General features: G+C 42.9%; 15 protein-coding genes. 5 read left to right on the top strand and 10 right to left on the bottom strand.

The window, feature by feature from the left end; all coding sequences use genetic code 11:
• Nucleotides 1-233: 233 nt before the first annotated feature.
• The 3 genes from rlmD to WKT01_RS10220 form a co-directional block, all read right to left on the bottom strand.
• On the bottom strand, nucleotides 234-1,757 hold the full coding sequence (gene rlmD / locus WKT01_RS10230) for a 23S rRNA (uracil(1939)-C(5))-methyltransferase RlmD (protein ID WP_330671060.1): 1,524 nt from the start codon (nucleotides 1,755-1,757) through the stop codon (nucleotides 234-236).
• A gap of 87 nt (nucleotides 1,758-1,844) precedes the next feature.
• Nucleotides 1,845-2,786, bottom strand: a complete 942-nt coding sequence (locus WKT01_RS10225) for a 3'-5' exoribonuclease YhaM family protein (protein WP_117975669.1) — start codon at nucleotides 2,784-2,786, stop codon at nucleotides 1,845-1,847.
• A gap of 90 nt (nucleotides 2,787-2,876) precedes the next feature.
• Complete coding sequence (locus WKT01_RS10220; RefSeq protein WP_117975668.1) at nucleotides 2,877-4,169, bottom strand: S1C family serine protease; 1,293 nt, start codon at nucleotides 4,167-4,169, stop codon at nucleotides 2,877-2,879.
• 184 nt (nucleotides 4,170-4,353) lie between these two features.
• Between WKT01_RS10220 and WKT01_RS10215 the strand changes: the two genes are divergently transcribed.
• The 4 genes from WKT01_RS10215 to WKT01_RS10200 all read left to right on the top strand — a co-directional run bounded on the left by WKT01_RS10215 (nucleotide 4,354) and on the right by WKT01_RS10200 (nucleotide 9,887).
• Nucleotides 4,354-6,729 (top strand): endonuclease MutS2, encoded by a 2,376-nt coding sequence (locus WKT01_RS10215; protein ID WP_117975667.1) that lies wholly within the window; start codon nucleotides 4,354-4,356, stop codon nucleotides 6,727-6,729.
• 36 nt (nucleotides 6,730-6,765) lie between these two features.
• A complete protein-coding gene (locus WKT01_RS10210; protein ID WP_059066364.1) occupies nucleotides 6,766-7,467 on the top strand; it encodes a response regulator transcription factor in 702 nt (233 codons plus the stop codon).
• Between the two features lie 27 nt (nucleotides 7,468-7,494).
• Nucleotides 7,495-8,898, top strand: coding sequence for a sensor histidine kinase (locus WKT01_RS10205; RefSeq protein ID WP_117975666.1), 1,404 nt, complete (start codon nucleotides 7,495-7,497; stop codon nucleotides 8,896-8,898).
• A 98-nt stretch (nucleotides 8,899-8,996) separates the two neighbouring features.
• Nucleotides 8,997-9,887 carry a dihydrodipicolinate synthase family protein gene (locus tag WKT01_RS10200; RefSeq protein WP_117975665.1) on the top strand — a complete coding sequence of 297 codons (891 nt, stop codon included), beginning with the start codon at nucleotides 8,997-8,999 and terminating at the stop codon, nucleotides 9,885-9,887.
• Nucleotides 9,888-9,974: 87 nt separating this feature from the next.
• On the opposite strand, the gene WKT01_RS10195 is transcribed toward WKT01_RS10200, so the two are convergent.
• Complete coding sequence (locus WKT01_RS10195; protein WP_117975664.1) at nucleotides 9,975-11,138, bottom strand: substrate-binding domain-containing protein; 1,164 nt, start codon at nucleotides 11,136-11,138, stop codon at nucleotides 9,975-9,977.
• Between the two features lie 230 nt (nucleotides 11,139-11,368).
• Here WKT01_RS10195 and WKT01_RS10190 point away from each other — a divergent pair, with 230 nt between their 5' ends.
• On the top strand, nucleotides 11,369-11,539 hold the full coding sequence (locus tag WKT01_RS10190) for a DUF362 domain-containing protein (protein ID WP_009244075.1): 171 nt from the start codon (nucleotides 11,369-11,371) through the stop codon (nucleotides 11,537-11,539).
• A 134-nt stretch (nucleotides 11,540-11,673) separates the two neighbouring features.
• Here the strand turns inward: WKT01_RS10190 and WKT01_RS10185 are convergent, their stop codons facing one another.
• Genes WKT01_RS10185 through WKT01_RS10160 form a run of 6 tightly spaced genes read right to left on the bottom strand, consistent with a single transcriptional unit; the run spans nucleotide 11,674 to nucleotide 17,608 of the window.
• Nucleotides 11,674-11,982: a PTS lactose/cellobiose transporter subunit IIA gene (locus WKT01_RS10185; protein ID WP_117975663.1), complete on the bottom strand. Its 309-nt coding sequence runs from the start codon at nucleotides 11,980-11,982 to the stop codon at nucleotides 11,674-11,676.
• 12 nt (nucleotides 11,983-11,994) lie between these two features.
• A complete protein-coding gene (locus tag WKT01_RS10180; protein WP_117975662.1) occupies nucleotides 11,995-12,315 on the bottom strand; it encodes a PTS sugar transporter subunit IIB in 321 nt (106 codons plus the stop codon).
• 26 nt (nucleotides 12,316-12,341) lie between these two features.
• Nucleotides 12,342-13,895 (bottom strand): sulfatase-like hydrolase/transferase, encoded by a 1,554-nt coding sequence (locus WKT01_RS10175; protein ID WP_340312278.1) that lies wholly within the window; start codon nucleotides 13,893-13,895, stop codon nucleotides 12,342-12,344.
• Nucleotides 13,896-13,908: 13 nt separating this feature from the next.
• Entirely contained in the window at nucleotides 13,909-15,255 is a 1,347-nt protein-coding gene (locus WKT01_RS10170; protein WP_340312276.1) for a 6-phospho-beta-glucosidase, read from the bottom strand.
• A complete protein-coding gene (locus tag WKT01_RS10165) occupies nucleotides 15,248-16,267 on the bottom strand; it encodes an SIS domain-containing protein (protein ID WP_340312274.1) in 1,020 nt (339 codons plus the stop codon). Before WKT01_RS10165 ends, WKT01_RS10170 begins: the two co-directional genes overlap by 8 nt.
• A gap of 30 nt (nucleotides 16,268-16,297) precedes the next feature.
• The gene (locus WKT01_RS10160) at nucleotides 16,298-17,608 is read right to left on the bottom strand and encodes a PTS sugar transporter subunit IIC (protein WP_117975658.1); all 1,311 of its coding nucleotides are present in this window, start codon (nucleotides 17,606-17,608) and stop codon (nucleotides 16,298-16,300) included.
• Nucleotides 17,609-17,759: the final 151 nt, after the last annotated feature.

The following is a 17,759-nucleotide window of genomic DNA, read 5'->3' as shown; positions in this document are numbered from 1 at the left end:
ACAATCCCCTTTCTAAACATAATACCTTAATTATTTATACTATGCTCAAAAATTTCAACGCAGCTCGTATAGCGGCTTCTTTCTCTGGCGAATACCTCGGCTATCTGGAATTTCCCGATTTCGACAGGTTATAATTTGCCCTCTCAATAATCTCACATTTCTGCTTCACCTGTGCGATATACAAGTTACTGACTTTCAATCCCCTTTGTTTCAGAACATAATCCTTGATTTCCTCATAAGTTGCTTCTCTCCGCCACCGTCAAATCAAGTTCATCCATCTCTAATTCCACATTGATATGCTTCAACCTATTTGATTTAAGTTTTGAAAGCAACACGACACTCTCGACATGCACGGTATGTGGAAACATGTCCACAGCCCGTCCTTTCCTCAGCTCATATCCATTCTCGCACAGATACTTCAGATCTCTGGCCAATGTAGCAGAATCGCAGCTCACATACACGATCTTTTCCGGCTGCATCTTAACGATCGTCTCCAGCAGCACTGCGTCGCAGCCCTTTCTGGGAGGATCTACCACGATGACATCTGCGCTTGCTTTTTCTCCCGGATGTTCCTTTTCATACTGCATATAGTATGCAGGAAGTACTTCTTCTGCCTTTCCCACATAAAACTGCGCATTTTCTATGCCATTGCGCTCTGCATTTTTTCTTGCGTCTTCAATCGCCTGCGGAATGATCTCCACACCATAGACTTGTTTTGCCTTCTGTGCCAGGAAGAGGGAAATGGTCCCGATCCCACAGTATAGATCCCACACAGTCTCTGTGCCGGTCAGTTTTGCATATGCAAGAGCCAGTCCATACAGTTTTTCTGTCTGTACCGGATTGACCTGATAAAAGGAAAGCGGCGAGATCGCAAATTTAATATCGCCTATATAATCTGTAATATGATCTTGTCCCCAGAGTACCTCATATGTATCTCCCATGATCACATTGGTTCTTCGGGTATTCGGACTGATCGTGATACTTGTCATTTTCTTTATCGCACTTAACTTCTCTACCAAATCATCTGCATGGGGCAGGCTGCTGCCATTGATCACGAGGCAGACCATCAGTTCTTTTGTTTGAAAGCCATACCGGATCAGCACATGTCGAACCAGTCCCTGCCCAGTTTTTTCATCATAAGACGCTATTTTATACTTCTTCATGAAAGAAAGAATCGTTTCTAATATGACCTGATTCTGTGATACTCCAAGCGCGCAGTCTGTATTAGCGATGATATCATGGGTTCTTCCGGCATAGAAACCTGTGATCGGATTCCCCTCCTTATCCGTACCAAAAGGAAACTGCGCCTTGTTCCGATAGCCAAACGCCAAACCGAAAGACTTTCCGCGCTCTCCTTTTATATCTGCATTGTCATCCGCCGTTGATCCCATCCCTACAATGGGCTCCATCACTTGATCGAGCATGTCTTTTGCAAAGCCGCCTATCCGCTCCAGATTCCCCTTCACTTTCCTTTCCTTATAGGCAAGCTGGCTCTTATAATCCATTTCCTGGATCTGACATCCGCCGCATTTTCTGGCAAACGCACAGTATGGCGGAATCCTGTCCACAGACGGAGTCAGGATCTTAAGAAGCCTGGCATAGCCGTAGGACTTCTTTGCTTTCATGATCTTTGCCTCCACCTCGTCGCCGATAACTGTATCCTTAATAAATAAGGTATAGCCATTTACTCTGCCTATACCTTCTCCATTCATTCCAATATCTTCAATTGTGACTCTCACAATTTCATTTTTCTGCATATTCTTTTCTCCAAAATAGATTTCAATATCCGTCGTCATTCCATAGGTTCTTGACCGCAAACAGTTCCTACATTCCTGCAGTACAGATCATATAGATGTCTTTCTCAAATTAGATTCAAACAAGCGGTTGTACCCCAGCCAGTCCGTCCCCGTTTTCCCTTTGAATATTTCTGTCAATGTCTGCAGTTTTGCGTCCGCATTATCTGCCAAGTTCAATGCAAGCGCTTCTGCCAACGCCGGTTTTTTCGGAGAACCATATTCTAACTCTCCATGATGTGCGATCACACAATGCTTCAGTTCATTAGCAAGTCTTGTAGGGAAATTTTCAATCGAACGGATTGCTTCATCCAGCATTTCAATTCCAATCACAATGTGTCCGATCAACTGTCCTTCATCCGTATAATCATTATCCGGGAAGTCCGACAGCTCCCGCGTTTTCCCTATATCATGGCAGATTGCCGCGGTGTACAGCAGATCTCTATTTAAAATAGAGTATGCCCCTGCAAAATACTCACAAAGATGAAGCACACTTACTGTATGCTCTAAAAGTCCGCCCGCAAATCCATGATGTACAGTCTTTGCCGCAGAATGTCCTTTAAAAGCCTTTATAAACACCTGATCATGGACAAAATAATATTCCAATACTTGCTTTAAATACGTATTGGAAATTTGACGGATATACGCCAGAAGTTCCTCATACATTCTATCCACACTCTTCTCTGTCGTTGGCATGTAATCGGCAGGATTGTATTCGCCCTTTTCTGCTTTTCTGATCTGTTTGATATTCATCTGAAGATTTCCATTATAATTAATGATATCTCCATACACCTCAATGAAGTCTTTCTCATCATAATCCGCTATTCCCTGTGAATTCGGATCCCAAACTTTCCCGTCCAATGTTCCTGTTTTATCCTGCAAAAGCAGATTATCATATGGTTTCCCATTTCTCGTCTCAGCAGAACGTTTCCCTTTGCACAGATAAATATTTCTGATTGTTTCTCCCTCACATAATCCATCTATATATCTCATATTCTTTTCATATCCTCTTTCTGTCTATACTCTTCATTATGCTGTTTTTATATCTGCTTCCCGCCATTTCCCGACGTTCTATCACACGTATCATTCCTGACTTCCTATCGTCACAGTAAACTCAATATCCACATAGCCGCCTGCTCCAAGCCGGCTACCTTTCAATTTCACATTTTCTCCGGTCTTACATTCCAGAACCGCCTTTTGGTATGTGGAAGTATTCATGATAGCCGTACCATTTACATCCTGGATAATATCTCCATTCTGAATTCCCGCCTCCATAGCAGGCGAATCTACATCTACCTCCACAACATACATCCCGGTAGGCATAGACTGTTGCTTCGCTATTTCATTTGTCACCGCAGTGCCGGAAATACCGATATAAGGAACACTTTCTCCATTTACAAGCAACTCAATAGCTGCCTTTAAATCCGAAACCGCAAAAGCATTTGCCGTAGTTCCCTTTCTCTCTGCCCAGATATGGGGCGAGATCAGACCGATCACCTGCCCGGCCTGGTTAAATAAGATTCCTGTTCCGTTCTCTGCACATGCAATGTCTGTCGCCAGTATCCTGCACTCGCCATCTGAAAATACTTCTTTATAAGAATTGGAACTGATGATCCCATATCCTGTTCCGTCCGCATAACCAAATGTATTTCCAAGCGCGATCACAACGTCTCCCGGCTTGACCAGATTAGAATTACCCAAATCTGCTACTTTGATCGCCGCCCATGTATCCGCTGTGATACCTTCTCTGTTTACTCCGAAAACAGCAAGTCCGCTGTTCTTATCCTGCTTTTTCAGCGTTGCCGCATAGCTTCTGCCATCTGCAAAGGCCACGTTCCATCCCTGTGCATCCGCACAAATTGAATGATCTGCCAGGATCAAAAGCTCCTGTCCGTTATCTGCCGCGATCACCCCGGTAACATTTGTCCGTATCCCTGTGGATACACTTTCCCAATCTTCCGTATCTGAAGAAGCCGTCACAGAGACGCAGCTTTTAAATGCCTCTGCTGCTGTCGTATACATACTCTCCATGATCTCATTATAGCTGAACGCATTAAGCTCCTCCGGGGCGACATCCTGTTCCGCCGTACTTTCTGTTCCGCCATTTTCCTGCGTTTCCTCGTCCTCCGGTATGGTAACTGTTTTAGGATCTCCCTGAAAATATTTCCCCGCCAGCGGTTTAAGCGCAAAAAAACTAAAGCAGGCAAAAGCGCCAAAAATCAGTCCATATATCGCAATACGCGCTAACTGGCTCAAGATTTTTTCCCTGCTTAGAGGCTGTGGCTTGATCGTTTCCTGTAAAAAAGAAAAATGTTCTCCCTCTTTTTTCTCAGAACCTTCTTTAAGATTCTGTTTCGGGTCTTCATCATACAGCATAGACTCGGTCTCCTTCAGTCAATAGTATAACCGATTCCCCGCAATTGTTCAACTTCATTTCTCACGGTTCGCGCTATGCAAAGCGAAAAGATTTGCCTGCCCAATAACGATATGATAAGATAAGAGCAGTAAAACAAACAGGACTACGACCTCCCCTTTGACAAAGAAAGGCAGATATACCGACATGAACCAAAAAACATTACTGAAACTAGAATATGATAAGATCACAGCTTTATTGGAAGAACAGGCCTCTTCTTTTCGCGGCAGACAGCTTTGCCGGCGCCTGAAACCAATGACAGATATAGAAAAGATCAATACATGGCAGGAACAGACCGCCGCCGCGTTTACCCGCATTGTCAAGAAGGGACGCCCTTCTTTCGGCGATGCCTCCCCTGTAGAAGAATCTATGAAACGTCTGGAGATCGGCGGCGCATTGGGAAGTGGAGAACTTCTCCGCATCTGCCGTCTTCTCCTTAATACTGCACGAATCAAATCTTACGGCAGGCACGATACGCAGGAGGAATTGGCAGACTGTCTGGACAACTATTTTGAAGCACTGGAACCGCTCGCACTGCTGTCAGGCGAAATCGAGCGCTGCATTATCTCGGAAGAAGAGATCAGCGACGACGCCAGCAGCACGCTCAAGAGTATCCGTCGAAATATGGAAGTCCTCAACGGGAAAGTACACGCCACTTTAACCGGGCTCGTCAACGGAGCCCTGCGCACCTATCTGCAGGATCCCATTATCACTATGCGCGGCGACCGTTATTGTCTCCCTGTCAAGGCAGAGTACAGAGGGCAAGTACAGGGTCTTATACACGACCAGTCTTCTACCGGTTCTACTTTATTTATCGAACCAATGGCAGTGGTAAAATTAAACAATGACTTAAAAGAACTTTACGCAAAGGAACAGGAAGAGATCCAGGTCATCCTCGCACGATTAAGTGAAAACGCCGCTTCTTATATAGAAGAAATACGCACAGACTATCGAATTCTGACCGATCTGGATTTCATTTTTGCCAGAGGCTCTCTCGCCCTGTCCATGAACGCAAGCCGCCCCATTTTAAATGAGGAAGGCAGGATCCATATACGGGAAGGCCGTCATCCTCTTCTGGATACAAAAAAAGTCGTTCCCATTACTGTTTCTCTGGGGGAAGATTTCTCCCTGCTCATTATTACCGGACCGAATACAGGCGGGAAGACCGTATCTTTAAAAACTGTCGGACTTTTTACCCTGATGGGGCAGTCGGGACTTCATATCCCGGCCAGGGATCGCAGCGAACTTGCTGTCTTCCGTCAAGTCTACGCCGATATAGGAGATGAACAAAGTATTGAACAAAGTTTAAGTACCTTTTCTTCCCATATGACCAACATCGTCTCTTTCTTAAAAAAAGTAGACCGTCATTCTCTCGTTTTATTTGATGAACTAGGCGCAGGAACGGATCCGACAGAGGGTGCGGCTCTTGCCATCTCGATCCTCTCTCACCTGCACAACCAGGGGATCCGTACAATGGCAACAACGCATTACAGTGAATTAAAGGTCTATGCTCTGTCGACAGACGGCGTAGAAAATGCCTGCTGTGAATTTGATGTAGAAAGCCTGCGTCCTACCTACCGTCTCTTAATTGGAATCCCCGGCAAGAGCAATGCTTTTGCTATCTCCGGTAAACTGGGTCTTCCTGCGTATATCATCGAAGATGCTCGAAAAAGATTGAGCGAACAGGATGTTTCTTTTGAAGATCTGCTGACAGACCTGGAGACGAGCCGGCATACAATAGAGAAGGAACGCACAGAAATCGAAGCCTATAAACGGGAAATCGAATCTTTAAAGGCAAAAACATTACAGAAGCAGGAAAAATTAGAAGAACAGAAAGACCGGATTATCCGGGAAGCAAATGAGAAAGCTGCCGGCATCTTACGTGAGGCGAAAGAATTTGCAGACGAGACAATGAAAAACTTCCGCAGATTTGGAAAAGAAAATATCTCTGCCTCAGAGATGGAAAAAGAACGTGAACGGCTCCGTCAAAAAATGAAAGATACTTCTTCTGCTTCTTCCATACAGGTACAAAAACCTAAAAAGACGCACAAGCCTTCCGATTTCAAGCTCGGAGAGTCTGTAAAAATATTGAGCATGAATCTGACCGGAACAGTACTCTCTCTTCCGGATGCCCGCGGAAATGTAACCGTACAGATGGGAATACTGCGTTCAAAAGCCCATATCTCCGACTTAGAGATCATTGAAGAACCTGTATCTTATACGGCTAAAAACCTGAAACATACAAATAAGGGAAAATTGAAAATGAATAAATCCCTGTCGGTCCGTCCAGAGATCAATCTTCTTGGCAAGACAGTAGACGAAGCGGTTATGGAACTGGACAAATACTTAGATGACGCGCTTTTATCCCATTTGCATACAGTCCGCGTCGTACATGGAAAGGGGACAGGAGCTTTACGAAAGGGCATACATGAGTATCTCCGCCGGCAAAAGCATGTCAAGTCATATCGTCTCGGAGAATTCGGAGAAGGAGATGCCGGCGTCACGATTGTAGAACTAAAATAAGTATAAAAACACAAAACAAATAATAAGGAGGACGCTATGATAGGAAAACAAAAAATTCTGATAGTAGATGATGACGAAAATATTGCAGAACTGATTTCTCTCTATCTTACAAAAGAATGTTTTGATACAAAAATGGTTTACAACGGAGAAGATGCCCTGACGGCTTTTGAAACCTACCGTCCGAATCTTATCTTACTCGATCTGATGCTTCCCGGCATCGACGGATACCAGGTATGTCGAGAGATCCGGGCAAAATCTTCTACCCCGATCATCATGCTGTCCGCAAAGGGCGAAGTATTTGATAAAGTCTTAGGACTTGAGCTGGGCGCTGATGATTATATCATGAAGCCCTTTGACTCCAAGGAAATGGTAGCGCGTGTCCGCGCAGTCCTCCGCCGCTACCAACCGGTCAAAACCGAAGAACCAGAGAAAGAGAAAACAAAATGTGTAGAATATGACGGTTTAGTCATCAACCTGACAAATTATTCCGTTCTCTGCGATGGAAAACCTGTCGAAATGCCGCCGAAGGAACTGGAATTACTCTACTTTCTCGCAGCCTCTCCCAATCAGGTCTTTACGAGAGAACAGCTTTTAGACCGCATCTGGGGATATGAATATATCGGAGATACACGTACCGTAGACGTCCATATCAAGCGTCTGCGCGAAAAGATCAAGGATCATGCCTCCTGGAGTTTAAGCACTGTATGGGGGATCGGTTATAAATTTGAAGTAAAATAAACACTATATATCCAAAGGAAGTGCTCTATGAAAAGTACTCTGTACTTAAAATTTATCATTTTATATATCATATTTGGATTCTTAAGTATATTCGCAACTGCCACACTTTCTCCGCAGTTGATCAAAGACCGACTGGAAGAAAGTACCTCCCAGACATTATTTAAGGAAGCACATCTGATCTCTAACGAGTACCTGCCTTCCTATTTCGCCGGAAACATGACGTCTTGGTCCGTGCACTCACAGTTAACGGCAATGAAGCTCTATCTCGGCTCTTCTCTATGGTTCGTAGATAAAGCGGGAGTTCTGATCACTTCGTCGAATCTGGATGACAATATTGCCCCGGAGACAATAGAAGATTTTGATCCTGCTGAGATTGGAAACAACCAGTATATCATCGGGGATTATCATGGCTATTTTGATGAGGATGTTATCACCGTCATGGCGCCTGTCACACAAGGTTTTGCAACAAAAGGATATTTGCTCATACACAGTCCTGTTTCTTCTATTGACAAAACTTGCCAGGATCTGATGTTTACAATCTATATCACCCTGCTCGTCATTTACATCCTCTCCTTTATCTTCCTGCTTGGCTTTCATTTTTTCATCTTCCGTCCTCTTGCACAGGTCACGGAAGCTGCCAAACAGTATGCCCTGGGCAACCTGGATTACGAAATCCCTGTCTATACCCATGACGAAATGGGGTACCTGTCCGCTTCTCTAAACTATATGTCCTCACAGTTAAAGGACATGGAGGACTACCAGAAAAAGTTTGTCGCCAATGTGTCTCACGACTTTCGTTCTCCTCTAACCTCCATAAAGGGATATGTGGAAGCAATGACCGATGGCACCATTCCGCCCGAACTGCACGAAAAATACTTGAAGATCATTCTATTTGAAACAGAACGTTTAACAGATCTGACAAAAGATCTGCTTACTCTGAATGAGTTCGATACACAAGAACTGCTGCTGGATAAAACAGCCTTTGATATACAGGATGTCATAAAAAATACAGCCGCCTCCTTCGAAGGCGTCTGTACTGCCAAACATGTCTCTATACAACTGCTGCTTCTGCACGTTCCTCCGAAGGTATATGCAGATAAACGTAAAATACAGCAGGTTCTGTACAATCTGGTAGATAATGCCGTTAAGTTTAGTGACAACGACTCTTCTGTTGTCGTAGAAGTAACGCAGAAAAATGATAAACTTTTTATTTCCGTAAAGGACTCTGGTATCGGAATACCAAGAAAAGAATTGAATAAAATATGGGAGCGTTTCTATAAATCAGATCTCTCCCGCGGCAAGGATAAAAAAGGGACCGGACTTGGGCTGTCCATTGTCAAGGAGATCATCTCCGCCCATGACGAACACATCAATGTGATCAGTACTGAAGGGGTAGGAACCGAATTTATTTTTTCTCTGAGCAAGGCTTAGGCAAAAGGTAAAAATAACTACTTATTTCCTTAAAATCAATCACGCCAATTTTACTACTTTGATCTTGATATGAGGTCAATAGAAAGGAACAGAGAATTATGACAGACCATAAAGAAATGATTGCAGCATCCGTTACGATCTTCGATGAAAATAATCAAATCAATGATATGGAAATGCAAAAATTGTGGAAAAAAAATATAAAAGAAGGGGCAGATGGTTTCTTTATCGGCGGAAGTGTAGGCGAATGTTTCTTACTTTCTACAGAAGAACGGATCCACATGTTTGAACTAGCTGCCAATACTCTACCGGATTTTGAAACTTTTGCACACGTTGGTTCCATCAGCACAGATCACGCAATAGAAATGGCGAAAGCCGCTCTTGCCTGCGGCATAAAACAGATTGCCTCCACGCCGCCTTTTTATTTTGCATTTACTACAAAAGAACTGGCACACTACTATTATAATCTGGCAGAAGCTGCTGGACAACCTGTCCTGTATTATGATATTCCTTCCAGCACACATGTAGATCTGAATACGGATGACGCAGAAATCCGCGCTCTTTTGAAATCTGGTGCGGTCGGAATGATAAAACATACCAATCTTCAGTCCTACAGAATGAAACGTATCAAATCCATCAACCCTGCTATTAAAATCATGGGGGGTTTTGAAAGCCGGATGATCCCCATGCTGAACTATCATTGTGATGGTTTTATCGGAAGCACTTTCAATTTCATGCTGCCGCAATACAAACAGATTGTTGAATTGTACGATACACCAAGAAAAAATGAAATCTATAAAATCATTTCCGCTTCCACGGATATTCTTCAGGTACTCCTTGCTGTCGGTCTTCCCGCTTCCATCAAATATATTCTTGAGCGGCAGGGAATACGCGCCGGAAATGTCCGCCGCCCACTGCTTCCTCTGGACACTGCGGCAAAAGCAAAACTGGATGAAGTCATTGAAAAAAAATTAATCTATAACGGAGTATAACACTAAATAAAAGAACCGGCATACAGCAGCTTTCTCCTCCTGCCTGTACGCCGGTTTTCGTATTTTTATCGCGTCATCTTGTACATATTACTCATATAACATACTCTTTATCGAATCTTCTTCCATGTTTTCCTTTGTCACCCAGATATATCCCGTGTTCACAACAGCTTCATTTCCAATTTCCAATGCGCTTCTTGCTGCCGCTACAACAGAAGAATACCCAATGCCGAATGGATTCTGCACGACCAGCCCTTCTACTTCCCCGTCTTTCAGAGATTCCAGCTGTGCTTCTCCCGCATCAAACCCCATCACAACGACATCTTCTCTGGTTTCCATCTGCTTCAATGTTGTAACGATCAATTGTGTAGCCGTAACATTCGTGCCAAAATACCCTTTCACTTCCGGATATTTTTCCAGATAATACTGGATCACATCCTCATCACTCATACTATCAGCCGTGATTTCTTCCTTTTCTTTTGCTTTCTTAGCGTTCATTTCTTCTGCCGCCGTCTTTTTCATCTCTTCCAACTGGTCACAGTAGATCGTTTCCACAACCTTCACGCCCGGATGCGCGGCCTCTATCTCCGCCTTAAAACTTGCTTCCCGTTCTTTCGCCGTACTTGATACAGAATCATGGACAAACAGGATCACTTCCCCTTCATCCTCCAGTTCATCGCAAAGTTTATAGGCTCCTGTCTTAGCGGCATCAGCATTATCTGTCTTACATATGCACTGTATGCCCTGATAGGTATTACCGGAATCCAGTCCGATGATCGGGATCCCATTTTCTGTAGCCAGGTCAAACTGTACGCTGGACGCAGATTCATCAATACTCGCAATACCCAGTGCATTTGGATATCTCGACAATTCTTCATCCAGAATATTCACCTGTTCGTCAATATTTTCTACACTATCCGGAGCATTATAGGTGACCTTTATCTTCTCATCCCCGCTATACCCCAGCACCTCATTTAAATCTGCCGCCGCCTGTTCAACACCGGCGCGTACCGCTTTCCAATAGGAAGAACTGTCATCCTTCCCGATGATCGAAATATATGTGCCCGGCTCAAGTTCCAAGCCTTTTACATTTCTGTATGCCGCAGGAGAAACAGCGTTTAGATTCGCCTGATACACAGGTTCCTCCTTCTTATCTCCCGTAAAGGTATTCCCTTCATGATCCGAACCACATCCGCCTATAAGTGCTGTTATACAAACGGCAGCCGATGTAAGTATAACAAATCTTTTTTTCATTTTGCAGCCTCCAGTATTATAAACCAATCGCATATCATCCTGTCTGATACGTTCACTACCTATATACAATACATGAAAGTTTTAAAAAAAGAAAGGAAATTTTTCTTAATTTTTTATTACTTTGTATTTAATTTAGAGCATAAAACTGCTTGTATATTTATTTTAATTGTATTAGAATGAGGGTAACAGGTGCAGATACCTGTTGTAAATTTATAAAGGAGGTACATACTATGGCACACGTAATCAGTGATGAATGTGTAAGCTGTGGTTCTTGCGAAGGCGAATGTCCAGTAGGAGCTATTTCTGAAGGAGATGGCAAATATGAAATCGACGCTGATGCATGCGTAGACTGTGGAGCATGTGAAGCTGCCTGCCCAACAGGCGCTATTTCAGCAGAATAATCTTTGAAATAAATCGCAAAGTGATCACAAGCAAAAGAGACGAAGGATTCCTATCCCTCGTCTCTTCTATTACTCCGTTGTCTCCAGGTCTGCTGCCTTTTTTATATTTTGCAGAGTTCCCTCTCCCCTGCACTTTATTTTACCCGATACAAATCGATGATTTCTTTTGCCAAATCTTTAAACGCAGTCCCTGTCATCAAATGATCCTGCGCATGTATCATAAGCAGCGAAAGTTCTACCTTCTCACCGTTCGCTTCTCCCGTTAACATTTCTGTCTGTGCGTGGTGTGCCTGTAACAAAGATTCCTCCGCTTCCTTAATTTTCTCATCTGCCAGCTTGAAATCTCCTGACTTTGCAGCGCGGATTGCCTCCATTGAACAGCTTTTCCCGTTTCCCCCATACACGATCAGCTGCATAATCGTTTCTATGTTTTTTTCATCCATTTTTTCTTCCTCTTATTTCTCCAGTAAATTCACTGCAAACTCCAGGACTTTACTTCCATTCATCATCCCATAGTCCAGCATAGGTATGACTCCCACAACAATCCCCTGCGGTTCTAACTGTTGTTTAAAATCGGGTTCCATAAATCTTACCTGCGGTCCTAAAAGCACAGCATCTACAAGTTCCTTTTTTATTTCCTCCATTGCCTCTGGCGCAGGAACAGCAAAAATTTCAATGTCCATATTCTGCTCTTGCGCCGCTTTCTGCATTTTACTTACCAGCAGACTCGTACTCATTCCTGCCACACACGCTAACATGATCCTTCTCTTTCCCATCTTGCTCTCTCCTTTCCTATAAATTACTACCGCTCGTCTCTATGCTTTGGTACACAGTCCGCTGTTTCAATCAAAAATCGGAGCAGCCGTTCCTTCATTATAGCAATTTTCTTTTCAAAATGTACATTTTTTATCTCATTATACATTTCTTTAGGATCATTTTTCAAATCATAAAATTCATCACTTTCATAAAGACGATAAATATACTTAAATTCTTTATCACGGATCATAACCGCCTTTGTATGCTCTGGGATCGATTCCTGCACCGAAGTTCTCGCCCAATACAGCGCTTCTGGTTTATGCCCCCCATCTGTACAGTGACTCTCATTTTCCAGCCTGCCGCCTTCACAGAATACCGCATCCCGGATTTCTTTTTCTTTTTCCAACAGCGGTAGGAGGGAAATACCAAAATGTGATTCCGGAAGCTGTATGCCCGTTAATTCCGCTATGGTTATCGCCACATCCGTCAATTCTATCAAAGCTTCTGAAATGCGGGGTGTACATGCAATTCCTTTATGGGGTTTAATAAGCAAAGGAATATTGGTCAGCACATCTTCAAATGTATTCTGATTAATTTCCGCAATTTCATATTCTCCTGCATAATCTCCATGATCCGAAAACAACAACACATCTGTATCATCATAAATACCCTTTTCTTTTAAACATGTGATCATCCTGGAGAAATTATGATCGATATGATGCACCATAGCATAATACATATGTTTGAATTCTTTCAGTTCTTCATCTTTCCATTCATACAATCTATGGTTTTTCCGTATTCCCTCTAATATTGACGCTTTATTCTTTCTCTGTTTTTCATCCAATCTTACAGGAATCTCTATTTTATCTGCGTCGATCGCACGATAGTCCGCTTCCGTCGCAGCATAATGCGGATGGGGCAACATAAGGGCAAGATATATGCACAGCGGTCTGTCTCCTTTATATTCTTTGATAAAACGGAGGGCATCTTCTATCTGCGCATCCTCCAGTCCTGTATAACCTACAGCCAACGGATTGTCCGTCTCCATAAGGCCTTGATAAAGGGCATAGTAATTTCTTTTATTTTTTTCATATCTGGAGTTTTCTTTCTCTTTCTCTGCCGCTAAAATCTCTTCCTTCGTAAACTTTCCTAAAACAGAATGAAACTCAGCTTCCAAAGGCACTCCATCTCGGATACAATTATACTCGTGAAATGCATCTGACCGATAATCACAATATTCATTGACCGGTATTTCTTTTTTAAAAACATCATTTTTCCCGCCAAAATACACATAATATCCAGCTTTTTTTAATTCCCTCAAAATATTCTGATCCCTTGCAGACTGCAAATGGTGCATGGTCCTAAAGCCTTCTACATGAGGATATCTCCCGGACAGGAAACTACATCGACTAGGTACACACACAGGATTTTGACAAAATGCATGTGTAAAGCTTACGGCTTCTGTTCCTGCATATGTATCTAAAAAAGGGGTAGCCTTTACTTCGTTGCCAGTATGTCCTAACGCTTCCCTTCGGAAATGATCACTCACAAACAGTACTATATTCGGACGTTTTTCCGTGTTCTTTTCTCTGTTAGTCAACCCCGCTCCCCTCCTACTTCTTTTTTAATTCCAGTATTTTTTCCCGAAACTGGGGCAAATATCTCTCATTTTTCAAAAGCATCTCATCCAGGATTTTACGAGCCGTCTGTTCACTTTGCACAAGAGGATTGATCGTCATGGCTACAAGCGCTTTTCTATAATCTCCTCTGACTGCCGCTTCTGTCGTCAGGATCTCAAACGCTTTCATCTGCTGCACTAAGCCGGCAGCCTGTATAGGCAGCGTCAGTCCCGGAACCGGTATCGGTCCATCCTTAGTAATCCGGCAGCTTACTTCTACGACTACATCATCCGGCATATTCGAAATAGCCCCTTGATTCAGCGTATCTACTGTCTGAATATCTTGTTTGTCATTGTAAATAGAATCCATCAGATTACAGGCAGCATCGCTGTAATACGCCCCGCCTCTTTGCTCTAATTCCGGTGGTTTTACATCCAAGGACTCCTCTGCGTATTTACGGAACAGCTCTTTTTCTATCTCCATTACAACTCTCGCCCTGTTGCGTTGGCCCTGTGCCTCCTCCATACAATGCGCAAGCATCTGCTGCTTTTGCAGATAATATCGCAGATACCCGATTCCATAGTATCCATACCCTTTTAGGAATTCTTCTGACCAGGGGATATCTACAATATTTTTCAGGGATTCCCGTATCCCATCTCCTGTCATTTTATCAATCAGCTCTTCTCCAGCATCTTTTCCATTCACCTTGACTTCCAGAGCAAAAACCATATGATTGATACCTCCGAACTTTACGTCCAGCTGATCCTTCCCCGTCAATCCCAATATTTTTTCTATATCTTTCTGCATATTGACCGGTCCATTGCACAGGCCGATAAAGCGCTTCCAATCTGTAAATCTCTTTACAGCCTCTGCATTCATCCCGGAAGGATTGGTAAAAGAAATAATCCATGCATCCGGACATAATTCTTTGCAATCTTCGATCAATCCGAACAAAATCGGAATAGTCCGAAACGCATTGAACATACCGCCCGGTCCATTTGTCTCTTGTCCTATGACTCCATATTTCAAAGGGATCCGTTCATCGTTATCCCTTGCTTCCAGCTGCCCTGCCCGGAACTGTGTTGTTACAAAATCAGCGCCTGGCAGAGCCTTCCTTCTATCCAAAGTCCAGTATATCTTCATTGGTACGCCTGCTCTTTTTACCATTCTTTGCGCCAGTCTGCCGATAATTTCTACTTTCTCTTTTCCTTCTTCTACATCCGTCAGCCACAACTCTGTAACAGGCAGGCTCTTACAGCGATCGATCAATCCTTCTATTAATTCAGGCGTATAGCTGCTGCCGCCGCCGATTGTCACAATCTTCAGTTTCTTTTCACACATGATCTCTCACCTCATCATAAGGAACTACCTTAGATTTTAATTTTTTTTCAAATTCTATATATTTCTTCTTCATCTTTGGAATAGGATTGCCGCACTCTATGTTCATCAGCGCTACGATCGTCTGAAAGAACGGAACTATACGCAACGTCTGCAGTTCTTCCGGTATTTTCGGATTACCGGTAACCAGCACTACATGCTTACATAACATCGGAAGATATTTTTCCAGCTGTTGGCTCCTCTCCTTCACGCTTTCCGTTGAAAGTAAAAATACCACATGTTCTTCTTCTAATTCTAAAAATCCGCCATGCAGAAACTCTTCCGTTTCATATGCCGTTGCAGCGATTTGCAGCGTCTCACAAAATTTCAATGCACATTCCTGTGCTATCCCTTGTCCTGTTCCCGCACCGCATATATGGATCCGCTTCACATTTTTAAGCCATATACGGTTCTCTGCATAAAAACGTTTGCCATTCTCATAACCTTTTCCCGCACATTCTGCCATGTCCGCCAACAAAGCTGCCTCTTCCCCGGCCGCCTTCAAGGCGCCTGCCATAAGCATTAATACAGTCATGTCAAATCCGATCGTAACAAACGGTACTTCCTCTCCCTGGATCCCAAGATAAGAGATCTCTGTGCCCAAGGCTTCTTTTATATTGGGATTGTCTGTTATGATATGCAGAGAACACCTCTCTTCTTTCAATCTTTTTAAGACCTGCAATATATGGGTACTATTGCCTGACTGTGAAATCAACAGATAAGACCATTTTTTAACCGGTATATAGTAATGGCTGAACGTATACGGCGTCACTACTTCTATCTCTATATCCAATGTTTTCTGCATAAACATTTTCGCACAATTAGCAGCATTGCAGGAAGAACCGGAAGCTACAATGACCAGCTTCTCTTTTTCCTGCCTCATAAAACCGGCCAGATTCTCACACCATCCATTATCAGCCAGCTTTTCTTTTATCTTGTCAGGTGCTCCAGAAATATAGTCCATCATTGTTTTCATTTTTATGCCTCCCATACTATGCGCACATACTTACACTTCCTGCGCTTCTCCCTTTTCTTCTTTCAGCTTTGTCCTATCATACATTTTAATAAATGGTATATAGATCAGAATATCTACTATGACTAAAAGTATCCATAAAACAGCCGCCTTCCAATCTAACGTTGCCAAAAATGCCGCTATAGGCCCCGGCAGTGTCCATGGCACCGGAACAAACGCCCGCCCAATCACATTCCAGCTCATACACAAATAGGTCACCGCACTGTTTAACGTAGGTACCAAAAGAATCGGCAGCATAAGATAAGAATTCAACATTAACGGCATACCAAATGTTACCGGTTCACTTATATTAAAAATCGTTGGCAAACCTCCTATTTTTGTAATCGACCGAATATATTTTGATTTTGCGACAAGCAGGCAGGCGATCACAATCGCTAATGTTGCTCCGCAGCCCCCAAAATTAACCGCCAATATATTCCAGTTCTGGACCAATACATGCGGCAGTTCCTTACCGGCGCTCATAGCTTCTGCATTGGCTGTTAAATTAATAAGAAGGAACGGATTGATGATAGCGCCGACGATATTGCTGCCATGAAGTCCCAAAAACCAAAATGCATTGATCAAAAACGCATACAGTATAGCAGCCCATAATGTATCTGATGTTGCTACAAGCGGTGAAAAAATCTGCATGATCAAAGCCGGTATCTGCATCTTAAATACATTCTGACATATTGCGTCGATTCCCATAAATAAAACTAGATTGGCTACAAATGGGATCAGCGCTTCAAAAGGCGCAGCTACCATAGGCGGCACTGCTTCCGGCAGTTTAATATGAATATTCTTTTTCATTAGAAAATTGGTAATCTCCACGGTAACACATGCTACCAAAATCGCCGTAAACATTCCTTTTGCGTCCAGATAAGAGACGGGGATCGCATTCGTTCCGTCAAAACCTGTAACAGGCGCAGCGATCGCAAAAAATACCATCAATGCCCCTATACTTGTAGTTAATTGATTTAACTTTCTTTTCCCGGCCAGAAGATAGGCGATCGTAAATGTAAGATATACGGATAATATGCCCAGAGTAAGACTATTGGCCAAAGCTGTATACTCTGACAACGCTTCCGCTATTTTTTTCCATCCCCCCAAAATTGTCCCCATAAACGACGTCATATCCATATTCTCTGGTATAGGCGGATTGGCTATGACCAAAGCAATTCCTCCTATAATGGTAAATGGTGTCACTGTAACTATCCCGTCTTTGATTGCAGATATATGCGGCTGTGTATTAAAAAACGTTGCAATCTTTCCCAGGAAATTGTTCATCCTCTCCTGTGTATTCATCTTTTTTCTCCTTCCTTTGTGATTTATTTTATTAATTTATATCATATTTTAAAATATATTTCAATATATATCACAATTTTTATTTCATTTTTTGTGATATATCTTGATAATTGCAAAAATATCTTATAAAATTACTGTAAGAAAGATTTTG

Origin of the sequence: Mediterraneibacter sp. ICN-202921, from assembly GCF_037890075.1 — a bacterium.
GTDB lineage: Bacteria > Bacillota > Clostridia > Lachnospirales > Lachnospiraceae > Mediterraneibacter > Mediterraneibacter massiliensis.
Note: the sequence above shows the minus strand (reverse complement) of the source record. Positions and strands in the feature narration are given on the sequence as shown.